General features: G+C 40.6%; 18 protein-coding genes and 1 pseudogene. 8 read left to right on the top strand and 11 right to left on the bottom strand.

The genetic code is table 11. The features are described from left to right. Positions 1-55 precede the first annotated feature (55 nt). Positions 56-431, top strand: a pseudogene (locus tag ACX27_RS15405) (DUF4870 domain-containing protein). Positions 432-718: 287 nt separating this feature from the next. Here the strand turns inward: ACX27_RS15405 and ACX27_RS15410 are convergent. Continuing rightward, positions 719-1042: a hypothetical protein gene (locus tag ACX27_RS15410; RefSeq protein WP_062294129.1), complete on the bottom strand. Its 324-nt coding sequence runs from the start codon at positions 1040-1042 to the stop codon at positions 719-721. A gap of 870 nt (positions 1043-1912) precedes the next feature. On the opposite strand from ACX27_RS15410, the gene ACX27_RS33910 reads away from it, so the two are divergent. Both ACX27_RS33910 and ACX27_RS15420 read left to right on the top strand, forming a co-directional pair. Continuing rightward, the gene (locus ACX27_RS33910; protein WP_235526228.1) at positions 1913-2446 is read left to right on the top strand and encodes a GGDEF domain-containing protein; all 534 of its coding nucleotides are present in this window, start codon (positions 1913-1915) and stop codon (positions 2444-2446) included. Between the two features lie 87 nt (positions 2447-2533). Further along, positions 2534-3349, top strand: a complete 816-nt coding sequence (locus tag ACX27_RS15420; RefSeq protein ID WP_062294130.1) for a DUF1838 domain-containing protein — start codon at positions 2534-2536, stop codon at positions 3347-3349. A gap of 13 nt (positions 3350-3362) precedes the next feature. Here ACX27_RS15420 and ACX27_RS15425 read toward each other — a convergent pair whose 3' ends face one another. From ACX27_RS15425 to ACX27_RS15435, 3 genes are read right to left on the bottom strand one after another with little or no spacing between them, the layout of a single operon-like run. Further along, positions 3363-3839: a GNAT family N-acetyltransferase gene (locus tag ACX27_RS15425; protein ID WP_062294131.1), complete on the bottom strand. Its 477-nt coding sequence runs from the start codon at positions 3837-3839 to the stop codon at positions 3363-3365. 31 nt (positions 3840-3870) lie between these two features. Then, on the bottom strand, positions 3871-4239 hold the full coding sequence (locus tag ACX27_RS15430; protein WP_062294133.1) for a pentapeptide repeat-containing protein: 369 nt from the start codon (positions 4237-4239) through the stop codon (positions 3871-3873). After that, positions 4229-4543, bottom strand: coding sequence for a hypothetical protein (locus tag ACX27_RS15435; RefSeq protein WP_200929808.1), 315 nt, complete (start codon positions 4541-4543; stop codon positions 4229-4231). The genes ACX27_RS15430 and ACX27_RS15435 overlap by 11 nt, the downstream gene beginning before the upstream one ends. A 120-nt stretch (positions 4544-4663) precedes the next feature. Here ACX27_RS15435 and ACX27_RS15440 point away from each other — a divergent pair, with 120 nt between their 5' ends. Further along, positions 4664-5302 (top strand): hypothetical protein, encoded by a 639-nt coding sequence (locus ACX27_RS15440; protein WP_062294137.1) that lies wholly within the window; start codon positions 4664-4666, stop codon positions 5300-5302. On the opposite strand, the gene ACX27_RS15445 is transcribed toward ACX27_RS15440, so the two are convergent. Further along, complete coding sequence (locus tag ACX27_RS15445; protein ID WP_062294139.1) at positions 5281-6333, bottom strand: aromatic ring-hydroxylating dioxygenase subunit alpha; 1053 nt, start codon at positions 6331-6333, stop codon at positions 5281-5283. The genes ACX27_RS15440 and ACX27_RS15445 overlap by 22 nt on opposite strands. Positions 6334-6534: 201 nt before the next feature. Here ACX27_RS15445 and ACX27_RS15450 point away from each other — a divergent pair, with 201 nt between their 5' ends. Genes ACX27_RS15450 through ACX27_RS15460 form a run of 3 tightly spaced genes read left to right on the top strand, consistent with a single transcriptional unit; the run spans position 6535 to position 7936 of the window. After that, positions 6535-7011: a YbjN domain-containing protein gene (locus ACX27_RS15450; protein WP_062294141.1), complete on the top strand. Its 477-nt coding sequence runs from the start codon at positions 6535-6537 to the stop codon at positions 7009-7011. A 10-nt stretch (positions 7012-7021) separates the two neighbouring features. Then, on the top strand, positions 7022-7753 hold the full coding sequence (locus ACX27_RS15455) for a lipoate--protein ligase family protein (RefSeq protein ID WP_062294143.1): 732 nt from the start codon (positions 7022-7024) through the stop codon (positions 7751-7753). Continuing rightward, positions 7754-7936: a hypothetical protein gene (locus ACX27_RS15460; RefSeq protein ID WP_062294145.1), complete on the top strand. Its 183-nt coding sequence runs from the start codon at positions 7754-7756 to the stop codon at positions 7934-7936. Positions 7937-8072: 136 nt separating this feature from the next. Here the strand turns inward: ACX27_RS15460 and ACX27_RS15465 are convergent, their stop codons facing one another. From ACX27_RS15465 to ACX27_RS32445, 3 genes are all read right to left on the bottom strand, one after another. Beyond that, the gene (locus ACX27_RS15465; RefSeq protein ID WP_062294147.1) at positions 8073-8969 is read right to left on the bottom strand and encodes a bile acid:sodium symporter family protein; all 897 of its coding nucleotides are present in this window, start codon (positions 8967-8969) and stop codon (positions 8073-8075) included. Positions 8970-9230: 261 nt separating this feature from the next. Beyond that, a complete protein-coding gene (gene fusA / locus ACX27_RS15470) occupies positions 9231-11234 on the bottom strand; it encodes an elongation factor G (protein ID WP_062294150.1) in 2004 nt (667 codons plus the stop codon). Between the two features lie 225 nt (positions 11235-11459). Next, a complete protein-coding gene (locus ACX27_RS32445; RefSeq protein WP_062294153.1) occupies positions 11460-11678 on the bottom strand; it encodes a hypothetical protein in 219 nt (72 codons plus the stop codon). 19 nt (positions 11679-11697) lie between these two features. Here ACX27_RS32445 and ACX27_RS32450 point away from each other — a divergent pair, with 19 nt between their 5' ends. Beyond that, positions 11698-11976, top strand: coding sequence for a hypothetical protein (locus ACX27_RS32450; protein ID WP_062294155.1), 279 nt, complete (start codon positions 11698-11700; stop codon positions 11974-11976). Between the two features lie 75 nt (positions 11977-12051). Here ACX27_RS32450 and ACX27_RS15485 read toward each other — a convergent pair whose 3' ends face one another. The 3 genes from ACX27_RS15485 to ACX27_RS15495 form a co-directional block, all read right to left on the bottom strand. Further along, a complete protein-coding gene (locus ACX27_RS15485; protein ID WP_062294158.1) occupies positions 12052-14373 on the bottom strand; it encodes an NACHT domain-containing protein in 2322 nt (773 codons plus the stop codon). A gap of 264 nt (positions 14374-14637) precedes the next feature. Next, positions 14638-15018: a DUF423 domain-containing protein gene (locus ACX27_RS15490; protein WP_062294160.1), complete on the bottom strand. Its 381-nt coding sequence runs from the start codon at positions 15016-15018 to the stop codon at positions 14638-14640. Between the two features lie 21 nt (positions 15019-15039). After that, positions 15040-15528 carry a hypothetical protein gene (locus tag ACX27_RS15495; RefSeq protein ID WP_062294161.1) on the bottom strand — a complete coding sequence of 163 codons (489 nt, stop codon included), beginning with the start codon at positions 15526-15528 and terminating at the stop codon, positions 15040-15042. Positions 15529-15575 lie beyond the last annotated feature (47 nt).

Genomic DNA, 15575 nt, shown 5'->3' on the forward strand with positions numbered 1-15575 from the left:
TTAACAAATAGCCTTTACAATAAAAGACAAGAAACAAATTGAGGAGTCTTGCAGGATGCAAGTTTCATACGATTCTGATAAGCGCAAACTGCTATCATCTCTGTCTCATGGGGCGATTTTTTTTAGTACGGCGTTGTTTTCGGTTGGTGTACCGATTGTTATTAACATCATCTCGGATGACCCAGTTGTTAAAAGTAACGCTAAGGAATCAATTAACTTTCACTTCAATGTTTGGTTTTGGGCAACTGTAATTGGTGTACCCATTGCTGTTTTATCTTGGCTGACTTTTGGTATAGGTGGAATTGTGTTCTTTCCTGTTGTAGCTTTTGGTTTTTTACTGCACTGGGGATTAACAATTTTTTGCACTTCTACACTGTTTAAACAATCCTGATGAACCTTTCCGCTATCCGTTTATTTTCCGAGTTTTCTAATTGTTATGGGTGTAGATAAAGTTGGTTATATAAAGGGATGAGTGAATCATCCCTTTTTTATTAAGTAAGTAGATGAGTGGAAAAATTTATCGCTAAGGTAAGGCATTCTAGCAAAGCCGGAAAAGTCAAAAGTATTCTTGATTTTTAACTTTTGCCTTTTAACTTACCACTATGCGGTTGAGGCAGAAGGGAAGAGGGTTTTAAGAGGCTGTTGACTCTATGCCTTTTGCGGGAGTCAAAATTCATCCAAAATCTCTGTTACCAAATTAAGCCCTCCTGCTATAGTCCTATTTCTCCGCATTCTCAAAATCTGTCAACGCACAAGCAAACTCCCGAAAAGCTGTTTTAATTAACACCTCTCTCATCGTTCTTTCTAAGGAAGAATTACGAATCATATCTGTTAACTCTAAGAATAGATATGAAACAATAAAACGGTCTTGACGGTCAAATTGTTTGAGACAAGTCAAGATAAAATCATACAACTCGGTTTTGCGAGGCTTACTTTGTTCTTCCCAAATTTTGAATGCTAGTTGCACTGTTTTTAGGCGGATCTCACTCATATTATAGGAAGTGTCTTTGTAGCGAATTGACACGCGTTGAGGCAGTTCCATAAGTTGTGGTGTAGAAAATTTATGTGAATTACTATTCAGGTATTTTTTTTACTTATCCGGAGAAATGGATAATAACGACAGAAATTCTCTAATATCCAGATAAATGATCAAGCGATAAAGATGTTTTTTCTGGGTAGAGAGGTTTTAGTAAAAGCTATGAATATCAATTTAAATAATGATGATGATAGATACAGAAAAAACCGTCTTATACAGCAACTATCAATCTAAATTTATAGCAAAATGCTGAGGAGAAACACAGTAATTTCAAGGCTTTGAGCCATCAATACTGTCCTCATCTATGTGACTACGGTTATAAAATAGGATAATTTACTCAGTTATAATTATGTATTCAATTTGTCTTATGAACTAAAATAACGTTATTATTGAATTTCTCAGTATATTAAATCCCAAATTATTGCTTGGATTGATTATTTTATTGAGAGAATTAATTTGATTAACATTGACAAAACCTAAAATATATGATTGTGTGAAAAATAAGGGTGAAGCTGATAACTAATAAGGAACTGTAAAAGATGTTGCAGTGAAGCTGAAGGAATATGAATTTAATGAAAATCCTAGATAATCAACCTAAATGGTGCATAATCTCCCTCAGTGTTTTGCTCACAAGCTTAATAGGTTGGTTAGACTACCAAATTCCACCAGAAATATTAATAGCAATTTTTTACTTAATCCCTATTGGCATTGCAACTTGGTTTGCTGACAATTGCAGTGGAATATTAATTTCATTGATTAGTGCAGTTACAAATTTAGTAGTCAACCAAAAACCAAATTTTCACTATTTACATCCATTAGTACCTTATTGGAATACTGTTGTAGTTTTAGTGTTTTTTTTTATTTACAAACTATCTTTTGTCGCAACAAAAACTCACATTAAAAAATTTAGAAAAACTAGCGAGAACAGATGCTTTAACAGGACTGCATAACAGGTCATTTTTTTTAGAGTTAGTAAATCTTGAAATTCATAAATCTTTAAGACATCAAGAACCAATAACTATTGCATATTTTGATGTTGATAACTTTAAACTTGTTAACGATCAGTTTGGTCATACTGTTGGCGATCGCCTGCTATGTTTAGTTGCAGAAAATGCAAGAAATAATCTACGTAAAATTGATGTCATCGCCAGACTTGGTGGTGATGAATTTGCAATTTTATTACCACGTACTGGTTATGAAGCATCCGAAGTAGTGTTACAGAGATTACACAGAACTCTATCATCTGTGATGCAGGCAGAAAATTGGCCTGTCACCTTGAGTATTGGCGCAATTACCTTTATTAAACCACCAGCTTCAGTCACCGAAATGCTCGAAAGAGCCGATAATTTAATGTATGGTGCTAAAAAAAAGGGGAAAAATCTGCTACACCACGAATTAGCAACTGATTGAGTAAATGAATAACAAGGAAGAATAATCTCGTCATTTTACCTTGTTTAAGACTACCCTTTGTATATTCTGTTAAAGAGGAGATGCAAAATGGTCACAACAGTGAAAGAATTTGATGCACAACAATGGGTTAAAACTCGCTCTTCCCTCGATGCTAACGAATCTACATTTTTAATGTGGCAAGGCAAAATTTATAGTTTTATTCCTGGAGAAAAAAGAAAACTTTTATTTAAAATCTTGGGTGTGAGTGTTAGTAGATGTATTTCTACAGGAGAAGATAGTTGGGATTTTACTTCTCGTGAACTGACTTATTACTTGAACCCAGAAACACAAGAGATTTTACCCAAATGGGAAAATCCTTGGACTGGTCAAACTGTGCCTGTGTTACACGTTGCGAATAATCCCGTGCAGGGACATTTTAAAGGTAAATTTCCGGCGCAAGTTGAAGGAGACACCACAACTTTTGTCTTTGATATTTTTCCAACTTATCCAAATCCTTTGGCAGAAGATCCAAAATTTGCCGAATATAGTCCTTATGAAACTTATCAAGCCGCAGAATTATTTAAATTATCTGTTCCTACCGCAGATTTATTCAATTCAGAACTCAATTCTGTTTCTCAACTAAAGTTGAGTTGGGATAGGATTGGGCAATGGCTACCGTGGATGAAAATGGGCGATCGCGCTGGTAATCTCATCTATAGTGCTTTTGGTTGCAAAGTTGCTGGTTTAGCAGAACTACCCCAACTATTGCAAGATGAAATTAATCATCGCGTTCCCTTATATAAACAAGCTCCCAAAGCATTTTCCGATGGGGAAGATATGACTTCTTGGCTGTACTTTCAAAAGCATTTTGATGCGTATTTAGCCGGCGAAATCTTTCCCTTACCTGCTGCTGAGGAGTTGTAATTTCGTGTGTGGTCTATTCCGCATTCAACGCCTTGCGGAACACCACCTTATCTTCCCCTGCTTTGTAGAAGTCACGAATACGCGCCTCCTCCTCGAAACCACACTTTTTGTAGAAAGCCCGCGCTCGATCATAACTGGGAAGTCCCGAAGTCTCGACCAGCAAAATCCTCTGACCACTTGCTCGTAAGGCATTTTCCACATACTTCACCAACGCTTCTCCTCGCCCTTGTCTCTGATAGTTGGGATGCACAACAATCATTAACAAGTCCCACGTCCCATCCGTAAAGGGTGCTGGTGCGTAATAGGCGACCCCGCATGGCTCCCCATCCTCCTCATCGGTAAGCCACACATGACCATCGCCGATGTCACCACTAAAGTAACTGGCCAGCACTTTGCTCAGTTCTTCGGTTTCGTTGGCGGGGAATAGTTCTGCTGCTACAGCGATCGCGATTAATGCGGCTGAATCATCGGGCGTACTAGGTCGAATCATCGGGAACTCCAGTGCTGTTTGTTCATCAGAATTAAAACTTTCGCATATTGTTTTTTACAGGGTCAAATCCTCTAGAAAAACGCGTGCTGTCATCATAATAAGCACCACTTAAATCTGCACCATACAGCTTAGTAAAGTTGAGTTTCGCACCCCGGAGATTTGCTTCTTTTAATTTGACACCGCATAAATTAGCTCTTGTCAAATTCGCCTGAGCCAAATTAGCTTGACTCAAGTCTGCTCCCCAGAGTTTAGCTTTGGCTAGGTTCGCTTGGCTCAAGTCTGCTCCCCATAAATTAATTCCTGGTAAGTAAGCGGAAATTAACCTAGCTCGACTTAAATTTGCAGCTGGAAAATATCTCTCCCCTGCATCGTAACTGCGCTTGAGTTGTTCAGCATCCATGAGTAGTGTTGACCTTTTTCAGTAATAGAGAAGTAATTTGTTCCCATTCCTGGTTTAACTCACCAACAAACTCTGGCTGACTGCTGCGATGATACCAATAACGCGCATTATGCAAATCACCTTCTTGACGATGTAAGTAAGCATGAACCCAAGCACTATCAACATCATTGGCATTTTGGACTATTTCATGAGCTTGGTGCCAATTGCCTTTTTTGTCATACCACAGAGCTTGTAGTGCTTTTGGTAGGGTTTGCGGACATGAGACCTGTCTATCGATCAATCGCAGGAATTCCTGAGTATTCACGATCGCCACTCCACAACTATCAAACCTATTTCTAAGATACTTGGCGATCGCCCTTCATTACAATTGTGATTACAAACTGCAAAATACAGCTAAGGTAACGTTATTCTTCAGGAGGTGAATATGGCCTTTAGTAGTTATAAATCGATTAGCGAAGTTCTCAAAACATTTCAGATTATTTACACAGAAGCTAATTTTGTTCTAGCTACAGAGTTTAATATTCCGCAGTATTTTCGAGAAGACTTAGCAATTGTCATGCGCGAAGGTGTTGTTGATAATTCTGAGTTTGCTATTTGTGAAAACTTAATTTATCCAGTTCTAAAAGAAGTTTGGAAGCAGTATAACAGTAAGTTTACTTTATGGAGTCATCAATCACTCAATTGTGATGAGCAATTATCAGGCTTTCCTGAATATATTTTGGCTAAACGTTCGCCTTTAGGAAAAATAGTTTTTGATAAACCATACTTTATTTTAGTAGAAGCCAAGCAAGATAATTTTGAAGCAGGTTGGGCGCAATGTTTAGCTGAAATGATTGCTGCTCAAAGACTAAATCAAGAGTTGCCTGTAATTATCTATGGGATTGTTTCTAATGGTGCAGTCTGGCAATTTGGTAAACTAGAAGCACAAAATTTTACCAGAAATATTACACCATACACTATTTATGAATTAGACAGTTTATTTGCCACTGTCAACTATATTTTTCAACAATGCGAATTACAACTAGATAATTTACTGATATCTCAGCCTAATCTTTCAACTTGACTCCGCATCAATTTCTGCACACTAATTAAAGCTCGATTTAACTCATAATTGCGTCGTTGCGGATTTTGTAAATACGCCTGTTGTTCTTCTTCAATCATTTCCACATCCTGCACTACTAAACCATCAAGTAATTTTTTGGCGGCATTAAATAAACTATCTTTAATAAATCGGCGAAACCATACAGGTAATTTATGTAATCGCCAAAAGGCATTGAGTGAAGTAAAGTGAATTAAATAAGCTTTGGTTTGAGTTTCATCTACAGGACACAATAAACAATAAATTTTAAAATCTTTGCCTAAAGTTGATTGCCAATGGGGATAGATATAACTGACATCCAATGGTTCTGGATGGAGTTTTCGTAATGCAGGGAAAAATAACTGGGATATTGACCAGATTTTATCTATTTTGTAATAACTTTGGGCTGTATAATGAGCATCTACACGGTGATTATCTTCGTCAATATCTTTTAAAGATGCTGCCGCCCAAGCTTGTAAATCTTGATGTAAATGCCCATGATACATATCCATCAAGTTTTCAATTAAATAAGAATAATGGGCTTGACAGTTAATGACGGCAACTGAAGCAATATAATTCAAATGTTCCCATTCTGGTAAACCCATTGGTTCAACGGCTGATTCTGCATCACCAGGAAATAGCCAAATAAAACCATCTTGTTCTTTGACTGGGTAGCGACGAATTTGGCAGTTTGGTAATTTTTGATTTGCAGCTAAATAAGGAACTGCTGTACATTCACCCGATGAATTGAACCGCCAACCATGATAAGCGCATTCTAATTCATTAGCGATCGCTTGTCCGTGGCTCAGTTTAACTTGACGATGGGGACAACGGTCTTCTAAGGCGTGGATTTTACCTGTACTGTCGCGGTAAAGTGCGATCGCTTGATGCCATAATATCACTCCCACAGGTTTATTAGTTACCTCAGTACACCGTGCAACTACATACCAATGATTAGGGTTAATTCCCAATTGACGCACATCAGAAGTTTGCACAGATTGAGAGAGAGATGACATAATTCAGCCTATCCTTTTCCGCGTTAGTCTGGTCACTGATGACCAGATTATCACTTAGGGAACTAAAACTAATTTTGCTGACAAGCTATAAAGTATGTGTAGTTACAGCAGAATTCACCGAAGCGGAGGTTCTTAATACTTTTCGCTTCATCCCGAATTCTCTACCGATACACCAGTAAACATATTGAACCAAAAATCCTTATGGCAATCTCTCAAGAAAACCTAACTGAAGAATTTCTTAACGAACTAATCCAGGAAACAAATACCATCGACCATCTAGAAATTATTGAAAACGTCATCGACTCTCTAGAACAAGATGACAGTGCAATGGTTAGCCAGAGTCCAGAAGGTGGTCATCTCTGGAAGTTTAAGTACGGTAGTGTGGAAGTGTTTGTGCAACTCACGGGTACAAGCGACGAAGACACCCTCACGGTTTGGTCTGTTGTATTAAAATTACCCGCCAAAGATGAACCTAAATTAATGCGTCAACTTTTGGAACTGAACTGTTCTAGTACTTTTGAAGCGCGTTTTGGCATCATTGAGGACAAAGTTGTTGTCATCTCAACACGTACCCTTGCGGAGTTGTCTCCAGGGGAAGTCTCGCGGTTAATTACAATTGTTGCCACGATCGCCGATAACAACGATGAAGCTTTACAATCTGAGTTTGGTATTGCTTAAGTAATCATTCATGTCCAACAAGCAGGTATGGCGACTGATTCCTTTCTTAGAAGCCTCTGGTAATTTACAGATGGCGATCGATAAATGGTTAGTAGAACAACACCATTTAAGAAAGCATCCTCCAACTCTGCGCTTTTATACTTGGTCGCCAGCTGCTATTTCTCTCGGCTATCATCAACGGCAATATCCCCCAGCATGGGAGAATTTAACTTGGCAAGGTAAAAAACTAGATTTAGTTCGCCGTCCCACTGGTGGCAGAGCAGTATTACACCAAGGCGATTTAACTTACGCTGTAATTACATCGGGTTTAACTGGAAACCGTTTACAAGCATATACAAAAATTTGTGAATTTTTAATTCAAGGATGGCGATCGCTTGGTGTGGAATTAAGCTACGGTACATCTGGGCGAGGCTACATCCATAACCCCAACTGTTTTGGGACGGCGACAGGTGCAGATTTAATTTTACCCAATGGCGCAAAACTCATCGGAAGCGCCCAACTCAAACGCGGTGACGTAATTTTGCAACATGGTTCCATTCGCTTGCAACCAGATGCGGAACTGTTTGCAAAAGTATTTGGTACAGAGTCATTCAATAACGTTTATTTGCCTTACAGTCACGAACAAATCATCACAGCTTTGATTGCTGCTGCAAAAGATTGTTTTGATATGGAAATAGAAGTGCAGCAGTTATCAGAATGGGAGTTACAGGAGATTTCAAACGCGGAGATAAGGGGAGGTTAGATGGATATAAATAAACGTCAACGACTGGAAGCAGCAGGTTGGCGCATAGGCGATGCAGCCGACTTTCTCGAACTATCATCTGATGAAGTAGCTTTCATTGAAATTAAGCTATCTTTGAGCAGGCAAGAGAAAGTTAGTCAGATGAAAATAACATCTTGCTACTCAGTCAAACCTGTATCTTGAACTAAGTAGCAAGGCGTAAAAAAACCGAAGTATGTAACTAAAAGTAAAGTTGCCCCAAACCCTCTTCCCTCCTGCCTTCTGCCTCCTGTCTCCTGCCTTGCCCTAACGATAAATATTGATGCCCACCTAACTTATGCTAAACCTTGCTTTCTAGAGGTTGGGGAATCGGAGTAGTTGCAGCTAACTTTCTGCCGTAGTTAATAGCGATCAACCCTGTCACATACATAAATAAACTGTAAACTGCTGCTGGTACTGCCATATCAGGATTGTTGAGTATTCCGGCGGTAATGGCGATCGCTAGCGTACCATTTTGAATCCCTACCTCAATAGCGATGCAGATTTGCTGAGGCGGATTGAGATTAAATAGTTTGCTAATATAAAACCCCGCCAACATTGAGATACTGTTCAACAGCACCACGGCAATTCCTACTTGCAGAATAAAGCCAGGGAGACGATTCCACTCACGAACAATTAGTAAGAGAATAATTAATGCTAGGAATGCGACTGCTAGACGGCTAGTCACCTTTTCTAAACGGTGAGCAACTTCTGGAAATAATTGACGCACTCCCATACCTAAACATATAGGCAGAAGTGTCATCAGAAATATTTGTACTATTGTGGCACCAATAGGTAGAGCGATCGCCGCAGTTTGTCCGAGCAAGTTTTGATATGCGAGGTTTGCCAATACTGGAATTGTCAAGACGGTAATTAAACTACTAAAAGCTGTTAGAGTTACCGACAGGGCAACATCACCTTTAGCCAGGAATGTAATCATATTGGAGGATACTCCACCTGGACAGAGTGCAATTATGATTAAACCCATAGCAATGGTAGGTTGCATAGGTACTAATTTCGCAATGGCAAAACCAATAATTGGTAAAAGAACTAACTGACTAATCAAGCCAATGGTGACGGCTTTGGGATAATTCTTGACACGTTGGAAATCTTCTGGTGTCAGAGATAAACCCATTCCTAGCATAATAATCGCTAAGGCTATAGGTAGAACAACCGCAGTTAAAAAGCTTGCTTCCATAATGAATAATTTATAATAACGACTCTATCTGTGAGAAATTTAACGGTAAAACAAGATTATTCGCTGTTTTGTGCCGATTTCCATCTCAAACTGCTGGTATAGGTAGAAACATTATCAAACAGTATTGCTTTCTTCACAAGCGTAGATGCGAGTATTCATACCAATCACGCGACGAGGAAACCTGATCGCAAAAATAAAAGGGACACAATTATTTTGTGTCCCTAAATAACTAATTCAAGAGGTTAGTGGCAAATTGTGGATTTAAGACTGGCGATAACAGGCAAATTCCATTGAAAAAGTCGCCATACCGGCAGTGAGCGATCGCAAGTCTGTAGAATAGCCAAACATCTGCACTAGTGGAACTTCGGCGCGAATCACAGAGTATCCTTGCATTGTCTCGGAACTCAACAGCAAGCCACGACGGGATGATATATCACCCTGGACTCTACCTATGAACTCGTTTGGTGTTTCCACTTCGACGAGCATAATTGGTTCGAGTATATAGGGTTTGGCTTGGGCGATCGCATTTTCTAGTGCTTGATGTGCAGCTGAACGAAACGCTAATTCCGAAGAGTCAACTGGATGATAGGAACCCCCATCCAGCACAACTTTCACCCCAGTGACCGGATAGCCTGAGAGTTTTCCGGTTGTCATCGCTTCGCGGAAACCTTTTTCACAAGCTGGGATATATTCTTTAGGAACTGCACCACCAACTACTCGATTTTCAAATACAAATGGTTCATCGCTTGGTTCAATCCATCCAGTCACATGGGCGTATAAACCAGTACCACCTGATTGTTTCTTGAGTCGGTAATCAAATTGAGTTTTTTGGCTAATGGTTTCCCGATACGCCACAGCCGGAGTACCGACATAAACCTCAGCGTTATATTCTCGTTGAATCCGCTCTAGGTAGATTTCCAGATGCAGTTCACCCATACCAGAAATCAAAGTTGCTTTTGATTCTGGGTCGATACTTAGCCGAAATGTGGGGTCTTCCCGTTGAAAGCGGTTGAGGGCTTTGGCTAGGCGATCGCTATCTTCTTGTTTTTTCGGTGTAACTGCCAGTGTAATCACTGGTTCCGGGACAAACATTCTTTCCAGAAATACTGGTGTGTCTCCAGTGTATAATGTATCGCCCGAAGCACAATCCACACCCAACAAAGCCACAATATCTCCAGCCACAGCCACTGGCAACTCTTCGCGCTTGTTGGCGTGCATTCGCACCAAGCGACCAATTTGCACTCGTTGTTCAGTACGGGAGTTATAAACAATATCACCCGGTTTTAATGTGCCGGAGTAAATGCGGGTGTAGGTTAGCTGACCGAAAGATTCAAGAGTGAGTTTGAATGCCAAAGCCACCAAAGCAGCATCAGGCTCAGGGTAAACACTGTTTGATTCTGCGGTTTTGACTACTTCCCTATCGATGGGAGATGGTAAATAAAGGGCGATCGCATCTAAAAGATTCTGCACGCCTTTATTTTTGAATGCGGAACCTAGTAGTACAGGTGTGAGTTCCAGCCTCAAGGTTGCTTGGCGAATAACTTGCCAAATTAGTTCTTGGGGAATCTCTTGATCTGCCAATAGCATCTCAGTCATCTCTTCGGAGAACAAAGACAAACTATCTAGCAATTTTTCCCGCGCTTGTTGGGCTGCTGCTACAAGATTGTCGGGAATTGCTGGTTTGACCCAGTTTTCGCCATTTTCGCCCTCAAAGTAATGTGCCTGCATTGTCACTAGGTCAATCACACCTTGGAAGTTATCTTCACTACCGATGGGATATTGCAGCAACACCGCATTTAATTGCAAGCGATCGCGAATTGCCTGAACTACACGAAATGGATCTGCACCCATTCGATCCATTTTGTTGATGAATGCTAGACGCGGTACACGGTAGCGTTTCATCTGCCGATCCACTGTGATGGATTGGGACTGCACACCCGCCACGGCACACAAAACCATTACGGCACCATCCAACACCCGCAAGGCACGCTCTACTTCTATCGTAAAATCCACATGCCCAGGGGTATCAATTAAATTAATTTGTGTATCACGCCACTGGCAAGTTGTTGCCGCAGAGGTAATGGTAATTCCATGCAGCTTTTCCTCTGGCATAAAATCCATTGTTGCACCCTTGCCGCCTCCCTTCACCTCCTCAATAGCATGGATTCTGCCCGTGTAGAAGAGAATTCGCTCTGACAGCGTAGTTTTACCAGAGTCGATGTGAGCAGAAATACCAATATTGCGGACGCGTGTTCGGGGAATCATAACATTTCCTTTTTGTTTAAGCGACAAATAGTCACTATGAGAGTGGTATTATATTTTGTATTATAATTGTAATATATTGCAGTGACAAGCCCCACGATACAGAAATTGATATGCTTCGTCATTCATGGTGTGGGATGCGAGATCCCAGTGTCAACAGACAATCTTGCTGTGTCAGTTCTGATAACTAGAAGGACTATAGCGGTTCTCGGTTGGATGAAGTACCTTTCAACCCCTCCGCACGCGGGGAGGGGAGCGTTTGCCGTTAGCAAATGCGGGGTGGGGTTCCGACTGCATTACAAGCAAGTAAGAACCGCTATATAAGAATTTTGGCTTATTGCGGCGGTAGAATTTACGGCTGCTATATGGATTTTCTACTGCAACAATAGGAAATGCAAACTGTTTGAGACTGGCGCGAGAGAAAAATAAATGTAGTTGGGACTTCATCGCTGAACCTCTGAGCTTAGTGAATGAACCTCTGAGCTTAGTGAATGAACCTCTGAGCTTGACTAATGAACCTCTGAGCTTAGTGAATGAACCTCGGAGCTTGACTAATGAACCTCTGAGCTTAGTGAATGAACCTCGGAGCTTGATTAATGAACCTTTAAGCTTAGTGAATGAACCTCTGAGCTTAGTGAATGAACCTCGGAACTTGGTGAATGAACCTCTGAGCTTAGTGAACGAAGCACGGAACTTGATTAATGAATCTCTGAGCTTCGCCCACGAGTGTTTGAGACTGGCGTGAGAGTGTTTGATACTCATTCACGAGTATTTAAGACAGTCGCTACGCCTTTTGTAATTGCGAATTGCAAATTGATTCTCAACTCAGCCCCAACCGTTGCTTTAAAGCTTCTGGGACATTCCTTGCTGTATTTAACCCTCGGACATTCTTCCAGTTTGTCTTGTCATCCCAGCGGACATCTTTCCATATCTGATTGCTGAGGATTGCGCCACTGAGGTTTGCGTCGCTGAGGTTTGCGCCGCTGAGGTCTGCGTCGCTGAGGTTTGTGTCACTGAGGTTTGCACGGCTGAGGTCTGCGCTGCTGAGGTTTGCGCTGCTGAGGTTTGCGCTGCTGAGGTCTATGCGGTTGAGGTTTGCGTCACTGAGGTTTACGTGGCTGAGGTTTGCGTCGCTGAGGTCTGCGCCGCGTCTACCTGGTTCTGTCCATTCTTCCAAACTTTGTTTGATGCGTTCCGCACAAAGAAATTCCCGAATACTTTTATGAAAAAACTCCACACCACCACGGTCATTAGACTTGAGATAAAAAGCACCCAACGCAGTTTTTAATGCTTCTTCTCCTAGTTCTTTTTCGGCTTTAGCAATGAGTTCTTTAGCTTCATCATCTTGCTGCAACCGCGCTTTTACCATCTGCATCGAAGCACTTTCTCCCCCTGACTGCACTACACACACTGCGGCTTCGGCTAATATGCGGCGTAATGCGTCTGGGTGTTGTCGAGTCAGTTCATAATTTAAATCAGGGTGGCGAGTATCAGCACGCTGTTTAGTTAGTACCCAATTCAGGGCTTGTTCGTAAACTAATATTTTTGCTTCTGTCTCTGTGGCTTGCTCAAATTGATTAATATCTGATTTTTTATCTCGGTGCATTGCTGTTAGTATATACAGCAATAGTGGTTCTTTGGCTAACTCCTGAATTTGCTGGGGACAGGATTTTTTATTTTGTGAAATCTGTTGAGATGCTGCTGTTTTGTCTAAGGTAATTTGCAGGAAATCCATAAAGTTTAACGTGTCATTGGTAGGAAATATCCTGTACCATTTCTCAAACCATTGCTGTTGTAATTCCACATCCATTTCCGCAATTTCCACCCGTTCCAAGTTAGGTGGTAGGCGATCAATACCATGTAAAGCCATCTGTCTACCTGTAATGATGACTCGATGACCTGCTTTATTATCTTGGTAGTCATTTTGAAATGTTCCGATTTGGCGCAGAAATCTTTCTACACTTTGGTTATTGCCGCGCTCAATTCGCAATTCATCAAAGCCATCTAAAATAAATAAAAATCTGGTATTTCCATCTGTTAGCCACCCATCATCATTTTGCGCGAAATCTGCTTTAATTCGGGAGCGCAAAGTTTCTTCTAGACTTGGTTGAAAATCATCAATATCACGCAGATGAATTAAAATTGGTGTCCATATAGGGTGTAAATTCTGACGCACCCAATCAGCAAACATCCGACAAAAAACACTTTTACCTCTCCCCAGCCCGCCTTGAATAAACATGACTTGGGGTTGTGTATTTGATCTGGTAGCAAAGAGAATTCGTTTAGTCCAGGTTTCTAAATCAAAAGGTTGTGTATTAGTATTTAATTTGCCATTTCTATCTACATTTCTGGCTTTGAGTGGTACATAAATATCTTTAAAAGCAAAGTCTTCGTTAAAAACCTTTTCTTCTGGTTTAGTGGCAATCTGACTCTTTAAATATTCATCAATACTTTGAAATTTCTGCTCTGCTTTCTGCCAATCACTAAAAGAAAGTTGAATCACATCTTTAGTAACATCACATGATTTTATCCAAGCTTTCACTAAATAACGGGGAGTATTCCAAGCGACTCGCTCTGTCAAAATTTCTGCATTAGATATATTTGCAGATGCTAACCTTGCCAACAATACTTGATTAAATGCCTGGGCTAAATCTGATTGATGAAAACAATTGATTGTTTTACTGGCAGCTTCATAATCTAATTCAATATCGTTGAGTTTTTGTAGTTGTTGGCGGACTGCTTCATCACTCTGAAAATGAGCATCCCAATTTACATTAATATCGGAAGATAAAATTTCTTTAACGCTTTCTAAATAAGCAATTTGACTAACTATAAATACACAATCTTCTAGGGTTGGTTGTTCCTGGCTGTTTTGGCGATAAAACTTCAGCAAAGCAATACCCATCGGTACAAACGGCAAACCCGCGCCTATCACCTGCGCCAACGGTGAACACAACACATCTAACAAAGAAGATGAATGTTGCAGTACAGGTTTTAAAACTTCTAAACTTGCACCATTTTCTTGAAGAGTTTTTGCCGCATCTAAAAATGTTTTGCTAGTGTCAATTGTGGTATTAAGACTTTCCTCAACAGAGAAAGATTGTCGCAACCGTTCCCAGATTTGTGACCAGCGCCTTGTCATTGGCAGAGACCCGCAAAATTACCGATATTTTAGAGGGTAGCTTAAAATTCGGAGAAATATTAGACTAGGCGACTAGAAGTCGCGGCTACACAGACAAAACCCGCCTTCGCGGGTTAAAAACCTTGATTTTCTATTAGTCCGCGTTCAGCTTTGCTGTTCGCAGGCTAGGCGAACTTAGTTTGTATAGCCGCGATTTCTTATTGCTAGGGCTAGGTATAAGATATGTGAATCACAAAACTCTGCGTCCCTTGGTGTTGAAAAACTTCAGAATTTCAAATTCCAAGCCGCAATAGCCAAAGTAGCCCAGCCAGCGATAAAGGCGACACCGCCTAATGGTGTGATTGCGCCTAAATATTTCACACCAGTTAAGCTCAAGGCGTATAAACTGCCGGAGAAAATGGCAATACCGATAATAAATAGCCATCCACTAGCAATTAAAGTAGTTGGAGGTGATTCGAGGCGACTAATGAGGAGAGCAACTACTAAAAGTGCTAGGGCATGGTACATTTGGTAGCGAGCGCCAGTTTCAAAAATAGAAAGCGATCGCTCACTAATATGATCTCGTAAAGCATGGGAAGCAAAAGCCCCAGCCGCAACAGATAACCCACCTAAAACGGCAGCTATACTCAAAAAAATCTGTGTCATCAGACTTACTTGGCAACAGATTTAAACATCAAAATGATATGATACTCCCCCTTCTTCATTGACTTTAAAATTCGCATTGAATTCTTTAGCTTTTTCGTCTAAAAATTCCCGCGCTACAGATGCAGGTAACTGAGACTGCATTGCAAAACCCAAAACAGTAACTCTGCCATGATTTTGCTGTAACATTTGATAGAAAATTGATTGTAGGCGATCGCTCGCTTGTTGTTGAAGTGCTTTTTGTTCTGTCTTACTACGGCGGTATAAAGATAAACTTAACCAACCACCCAACACCATTGTCGGCACACCAAATATAAAACCTTGTCTTGCTGTTGTATCCAGCATAAAAAGAGCTTCTTTATTCACAAAATCCAGTCCTGAATCTGCATCATTCCCTGACGGCAAAGGTTTTAGCATCGTATTTTTCTCCATTACCGCAGAGACTGAAAGCGTCAAAAACATGAATCCGAGTGTCAGTAACCAACCCGCCGCCAATTTTTCAGCAGTTTTCATAACTCGATTTTTGTTTAAACTTTGTTTGTGATTTTAACTCTAGTTTC

This window comes from Nostoc piscinale CENA21 (genome assembly GCF_001298445.1).
Classification (GTDB): domain Bacteria; phylum Cyanobacteriota; class Cyanobacteriia; order Cyanobacteriales; family Nostocaceae; genus Nostoc_B; species Nostoc_B piscinale_A.